The 6,850-nt window shown below is 54.0% G+C and carries 4 protein-coding genes; all 4 read right to left on the bottom strand.

What is annotated here, in order from left to right; translation table 11 throughout:
- The coding region (locus tag A31E_RS23740; RefSeq protein ID WP_016248325.1) for a DUF6531 domain-containing protein at positions 1 to 3,277 on the bottom strand (3,277 nt) is incomplete at its 3' end.
- 238 nt (positions 3,278 to 3,515) lie between these two features.
- Positions 3,516 to 3,965, bottom strand: a complete 450-nt coding sequence (locus A31E_RS20960) for a DcrB-related protein (RefSeq protein WP_016248324.1) — start codon at positions 3,963 to 3,965, stop codon at positions 3,516 to 3,518.
- A 283-nt stretch (positions 3,966 to 4,248) separates the two neighbouring features.
- Positions 4,249 to 4,386, bottom strand: a complete 138-nt coding sequence (locus tag A31E_RS26035) for a hypothetical protein (RefSeq protein WP_154663957.1) — start codon at positions 4,384 to 4,386, stop codon at positions 4,249 to 4,251.
- Positions 4,387 to 4,619: 233 nt separating this feature from the next.
- Complete coding sequence (locus A31E_RS20965; protein WP_016248323.1) at positions 4,620 to 6,839, bottom strand: type VI secretion system Vgr family protein; 2,220 nt, start codon at positions 6,837 to 6,839, stop codon at positions 4,620 to 4,622.
- Between the last annotated feature and the right edge of the window lie 11 nt (positions 6,840 to 6,850).

Raw genomic sequence — 6,850 nt, 5'->3', positions numbered from 1 at the left:
CCCTGTCCTGCATGTCGGTGCGCGTCACCTTGTGGGTCCGGCGGCCCAGCGCGTCGTAGCGGTAGTGCGTCGTCCGGTCGCCTGATATCACCCGCAGCAGGTGACCGTCGGCATCCCACGCCAGCGTTTTCTCGCGATGGCCCTCCCCGCGCAGAATGACCTGGCCCCATTCATCGTATTCGTAACGGTATTTGCCCCATGCCCTGACGCGATTGTCCGCCACCGTTTCATACTCATTCACCGGGTTGCCCGCTTTATCCCAGTGAAAACGTTCCTGCACGCCCTGTGCCGGAGCGTGGCTGCGCAGCCAGCCTGCACGGTCGTAGTCATACAGCTCCGCACCGTGCGGCCCCGTCTCCATTATCAGCTCGCCGTCCGCGCTGTAGCGCCAGTCCTTCCGGTTCTCGCTTTCTTCCGCTGATGGAATGCCGCTCCCGGCGTACTCTCCCCGGATTATCCGCTGCCACGCCATCTGCCCGCTTCGCGTGTAACCGCTGTACTGCGTCAGTGCCCCCTGGCTGCGTATTATCTCCCGGTGCAGCCCGTCACGCGTGATGTCGCTCACCAGCCTGCCGTTATACCGGATACCCTGCACGTGCCCGCTGCCGTACATCAGCCATTCCGTCTTTCTGCCGTCCGGCAGCGTCAGGCTCTCCGGGTTGCCCAGCGCATCGCGCCGGTAACGAATCGCCCCCTGTGCGCCCTGTTCTGCCGTCAGCCTCCCGGCCCGGTCGTAGTCAAACGCCACCCGGTCTGCCGCCACCCCTTCCGCTGCCCCGGCCTCCGTCGGCGTCAGCACCACCTCCGTCACCTGGTCCAGACGGTTATAGCCGTAGCGCCGCTCGCTGTGGCTGCTGATGGCCGCCGTCAGCCTCCCTGCCGCGTCATGCTCATAGCGCGTGTGCCGCTCACCGCCCAGGCTTCCCCGCTGCGTGATGCCCGTAAGCTGGTTATGCTGCCAGTGGTACACCCGTGCCGTGCCGTCCGGCCTGCGCTCTTCCCGCACCCGGCCCGCCGCATCGTGCGCAAAGCAGTACGCCGCCCCGTTGCCGTTTATCAGCCCCAGCAGTTCACCGTATTCACCGTACTCCTGCCGCTCCTGCCGCCCTTCCGCATCGGTGTGCGAGGCGGTGAACCCCTCCGGCGTGTACGTCCACCGCTCCGTCGCCCCCGACGGCTGAACATGCCGCGTCAGCCGGTTCAGCGCATTCCACTCGTAATGTTCGCTTTTCAGGTCCGGGCGCGTCACCGTCTGCGGCAGGCCCGTCGCCGTGTGCGTGATGCGCGTCGTCTGCCCCAGCGCATCCGTGATGTGCACCAGCCAGCCGTCCACGCTGTAGCCATAGCGCGTGGTTTTACCTGAACAGTCGGTATAGGCCAGCAGTTCGCCCCGCGTGCTGTAGTCCGGGTGCGAGACCCCGCCGCGCGCATCCGTCACTTTTACCGGCTGGCCGTCTGCGCCGTACTCCACCCCGGTGATGTGGTTTTCCGGATCGGCGCGTTTCACCACCCGGTAATGGGCATCGTATTCTGTGCGCCACTCCCGCCCATCGTCCAGCCGCACCCGGCTTAACAGCGACGCGTTGCCGTACCATTCCAGCGCCGTTTCGCGTCCCAGCGTATCCGTCACCTTCACCGGGCGGCTTAATACGTCATATTCCATGCGGGTTTCAGCGCCGTCCGGGCCTTTGACGGCTACCGGCCAGTTATTACCGTTGTACTCGTAGTGATATTCGCCGCCATCGGTATCCACATAGCGTGTTACGTTGCCCTGCGACGTGTAGTACCAGTGACGCGCACGCCCCCGCGTGTCCGTCACCACCGTATGCCCGCCTTCCGGGGCATAGTCAAAACGCCAGGCCGCGCCGCGACTGGTGCTGTGCTCCACCACCCGCTGTGTGCCGTTCACTTCGGCATAACGGTAACGGCAGACAAAACCCGTGGCGTTGACATGTTCCGTCATCCGTCCGTCGGTGTAGGCAAAACGGCGCACCGTCGCGCCGCCACGGTCCGTGACCGAGGCCAGATAACCGTTGTCATCGTAGTCATAACGCACCAGCCAGCCGCCTCTGCCACCCTGTAGCTCTTCAATACCTGACAGGCGAGCCTGGCCATTCACCTCTGTGTAATGCATAAGCAACAGATGACCGGCATCGTCCCCCATCCGCTGTAACTTGCCGTGCTGCCACTCAAAGCGGATCGCTTGTTGCTGGCTGTCTTCCATGCGCGATAGTCGCATCACACCGTTACCATCCGGGCGGCCAAAGAGGTAAAAGTCCATCTCTGGGGTGTGTGCTACATAAAATCCATCATCAAGACGAGACAGGTACAACTTTTCTGCTGGGTCGTACCACTGCTGGCCCAGGTTCAGCGGCTGCGAGTGATGCTCTCGTCCCTGACGATCGGTGTAAATCAGCCCATTTTCCGTTTCCTGTAACGTCAGTTCCCACGGCATTCTCCAGCCACCGCCCAACATTCCCTGTCTTTCCAGCGCACTGGAATAGAACCGCTGGCACACGATCGGTAAGCGACCCGGTAGAACAAAATCTGTTTCATCGTCCGGCAGCAATACCTTGCGACCATCGGTGACGTCTACCGGAAAACCGAATAGCCCTGCCGCATAGCTGATGGCCGCATTCGTGGCAACAAAACCGGCAAAATAGCCCGCCGAAAACTTCAGGACGCAACGCCAGGTTGAGATACTCATCTTGCTTAAAGCCGCACCTAGTCCCCCCAAAAAACCGGCCGCCATAAACAGCCAGCCTGTCGATATCCGCCAGCTATCTGGTACCTCCGGGGTTATTGGCAGGTAAGCCTTTGCACCTCCACCTAAGAAAACGTTGTCAGAACCATCACTGATTTTCGCGTCACACTGCGTCCTGTCCCCTTTGCGCGCTGCCGCCTTACTGTTTATGAAAATGTTCGTGGAGCCCTCTGCTACCCGCGTCACTGGAGGGTGTTTTTCGCACGTTGCGGTACTGCGTTCGACTATTGCTGCCTTCCGACTGTTGGTGAAGACGTTATGCGAGCCTTCCGTTATTTTTCCGGTAACAACTGTGTGCTTTCTCCCTTCTGCCTCTCCCACCTCCAGTATGCCGAGGCCTATTTTGCCAATCAGGAACCCCATAAAAAGGCCAAGAAAAAAACCACACCCAAAAATTACCAGGGCAGCAGATGCCACTGCAATAAACACCGCTCCAACAATGGCCCCTAAAATAAAACCCATTGCTGCCTGAGTATGTTCTATTGGATCGTACAGCCGAGCCGCTTCATACATGAACTAATCCTTAAGGCGCTCCGCGCCTGATTTCCTTTTTAACGGCATAGCAAATTTTGAATAACATCCCTCTCGCGAAATAATGCCCCACAAAAATGTAAGTAAGCATATATATTTCATGGGGATTTTGTTAAACGGGATGACATTGCCTGACATCATTAAAACAACAAAAAGAAAGGCCATTCATTTACAGTCAACAACACCCTGTATATTATAAATGGAATATTTTATATTCTGTTTATATATCTCGCGTCACAAAGCTACTTAACCAATCACTCCATGATTGTATTTGCCCGGCATCCGGTTTTTGTTTGCTGGTCAGCGTAAAAATCAGTACCAGGCCATCCACGTTCACCTGAAACGCCGCCTGATACTGCCAGACAATACCTCCCTGTTTATGCGTTGCAGCAATCTGTTCGCCCTCTATAGCCTGTTCACCACTGCCCAGCCTGGCAGTTTCTCGTTTAAGTACACGATGTTCTTTCAGCCGCTGTTTAAGTATTTTTAATTGTTGATCCACATATCCGGACAGTGTTTCACCGGGTTTTAACTGTGCGCGAGTTATGCTCAGATTGATGAGTGAATTTTCTGGCCCACCTAAAACCAGCATATTCACGGTGTGATCACTGAATCCTTCCGGCATGGCAATACTGCCTTCGCTAAAATTAAGACGGGTATTTTTTGTCATATATTATCCTTTGGTTCAAAAATAATAGCAGCAAGGCAATCTCTATTTTTTCTTTAAACCCAAACGATATTTCCCCCCAAGCAGATACGGAGGTAAATACCGTCTCATCATCCAGAGAGCCACCTCTTGGTGCTTGTGTGATTTTTAATTGCGGATATTGAGCCTTTACTTCAGACAATGATACACAGGATCCACTGATATCCAGAATGAGTATCCCACTACGAGTAGCGATGCTACTGCTCCTTAAATTAACCTTGTCAATTCTGATATTATCTAAAGCAGGTCAGGAACTTGAAAAAGATATCTGTATATCTGTTTTACTTTCTTCCTTAAAATGAACACCCATTATTTTTTCAATACCCGGCCTGGTAAAGGAACGTTCATTCATAACTTCCGCAACCATTCCCCATAACTTTTTCATTTCAACCTCTGCATAGGCAATATTATATGGAATAAGAATTAACAAACACAAAAATCTATTACTGATTATCATAATTTAGATCGTACCCATCACCATAGTAGCCGTAATAAGACTGCCCCCTTGCTGAAGTAACCTCTCCATTACCATAAATTTTCCCTATTACATTTCTGGCCTTTTCTGAATCTCCATCTTTAATCAAAACCAGAAATACATTAAGAATTTTTAGGTTTAGGTTAAACTGGTGGCTCATTTTCCTTTATTGGCGATGGTGCAACTTCATCTGCTGTTAATACCTTTCCACCATCCGGGTTGATGTTCACCGGTGCGCCAATAATTGTCGTTCCGGCACTGGTGGTCTGCTGTAACGTTTTGCCGCAAATAACAATATTACCGTCTTTATCCATTACTATTGCTGACTCACCGCAGCGCAACGTTAGTTTCTCCCCAGCTTCCAGGCGATATTCCTTACCCACCAGAATAAACTGCATCAACTCCACAGTCAGATCGTCATTTTTTACAACAGTCGTGGTGCGGTTTTTGTTAATCGTATTCGTTTCATTTTTAATAATGGTTTTCGTCCGATCTGCCTTTACCGTGTGTGTTTCGTTATTTTTCACTACGGTATTCAGATCTTTTTCCGCAAGAAACTTCACTTCTTCCGCACCCGTTTTGTCATCAAAGCGCAGCATGTTTCCGTTCGTCGGCCCGCCCTTTAACGAGTGACTGAATATCCCGCTCTGCGACGCCATGCCCGGTAGCCCCCACGGTGGCATGGTGTCCTGGTTGTAGGTGCGCCCGATGATTATCGGTAAATCCGGGTCACCATTTTTAAAGTCCACCAGTACTTCCTGGCCGATGCGCGGGATCTGGATCATGCCGAATCCTTTCCCCGCCCACGGATAGCTGACACGGATCCAGCAGGAGCTGTTTTCGTCATTGTTACCGTAACGATCCCAGCCAAACTGCACCTTCACCCGCCCATATTTATCCGTCCAGATTTCCTGCCCCGCCGGGCCGGTGACGATGGCGCTCTGCGGGCCTTTGGTGTGGGGTTTGCTCAGGGTTCGCTGTGGACGGTAAACTTCGCAGGTGGGGTGCAGTTCAAACGTGGTGACATAGGTAAAATGCTGGTTCTGACCGCTGTGCTGCGCATTATCCCGTAAAAACAGCGTGGTCTGTACCAACAGGTAATCCTGGTTAACGTCTGCCGTCGGATGATTCATCAGCGTGAAGGTGTAGCCCGTCATGAGGGTGCGGATATTTCCCGCCCCGCCAACACGGCTGCCGGGGCTGCGCTGTGCTTCCATACGAATGCGCGTCAGCATCTCACCTTCTCCCGTAGTGAAGTAATCACCAGGCCATTCGTAATGCTCATATTCAGCATGACCGGTATCGCGCGGACTAGCTACGGTACTTTTCAGCAGCGAACGTGGCTTCATAAAATCAAAATCGTCCAGCACCCACTTTCCAGTACGCAGCTTCTCACTGGCCGTAATGGTGTGGATAAACTCCTTATCCAGCTTCAGTCCTTCCTGGTGCCACTCCACCAGCGGCGAGTCCGGGCATGCTTTATGACCATTGATGGCATCAGCCAGCACCAGCGTGTGGCTGTTCTCACTGTGTTCAAACCACCAGTAAATCCCCCATTCCTGCATCAGGCGCTGAATGAAATCAAAGTCAGTTTCACCGTACTGTACCTGCCAGGCGCGGGGCGGATAATTTTCCACCAGCCGCTTTTCCACCGGAAAGGAATATTCATCCAGTACTTCACTGAGAATATCCACCACGGTTTTGTTCTGGAAAGCTTTGTAGTCACTGGTGTGGGTCAGCAGTTTCAGCCATGGTTCAATGCGTAATTCATACGTGACCGAACGTCCCTCATGGCCGACTACCCGCGCAGCGGTCACCAGCCCGCTGATATACCGTTTTCCGCCACCGTCCAGTTCGATACTGACGCACAGATCTCTGCCCACCATCGGCTTGAGCGGCAGATTGGCGGCGGGCGAAACGTAGCCCAGGTTCAGGGTGTCTGGAGTTTTAAGCTGCACAGTGTAGGAAAACAGATTTCCAAGCCCTTCCGAACCATTCATCCCCGCGAACAACAGCATCTGCGGTGGCACCGCACTACCGCTTACAGTGATGTTATGCGCCCCCGGTCCACCGGCTGCAAGCGACGCCACCGCATCCTGAACTGCGCCAGCCATATCCGAGATCCCTGCCGCCGCAGCGGCGGCCTGCGCTGCGGCTACCGCCGCTTTCACCAGTCCCGATGGTTCCGGCAGCGCACCAAACAGATCCGCTGCTGCCTGTTCTGCCATCTGTTCGGCTGCATCAGCTACATCTGTTGCGGCTGAACCTGCGCTTACAGCACTACTTTCTCCGGCTATTGGCGGCGTGGTGATGGCTGGCCCACCATTACTGCCAGATTTATTACCCGTAGATACAAAACTCATGATATTTATTC

Origin of the sequence: Escherichia sp. KTE159, from assembly GCF_000408805.1 — a bacterium.
Classification (GTDB): Bacteria; Pseudomonadota; Gammaproteobacteria; order Enterobacterales; family Enterobacteriaceae; genus Escherichia; species Escherichia marmotae.
This window is presented reverse-complemented; position numbering and strand designations above follow the sequence as displayed.

Bases quoted from the DNA above. Each gene is read 5' to 3' on its own strand.
- A31E_RS26035 (WP_154663957.1), bottom strand. From the start codon at position 4,386: ATGAAAAAGTTATGGGGAATGGTTGCGGAAGTTATGAATGAACGTTCC.
- A31E_RS20965 (WP_016248323.1), bottom strand. From the start codon at position 6,839: ATGAGTTTTGTATCTACGGGTAATAAATCTGGCAGTAATGGTGGGCCA.
- A31E_RS20960 (WP_016248324.1), bottom strand. From the start codon at position 3,965: ATGACAAAAAATACCCGTCTTAATTTTAGCGAAGGCAGTATTGCCATG.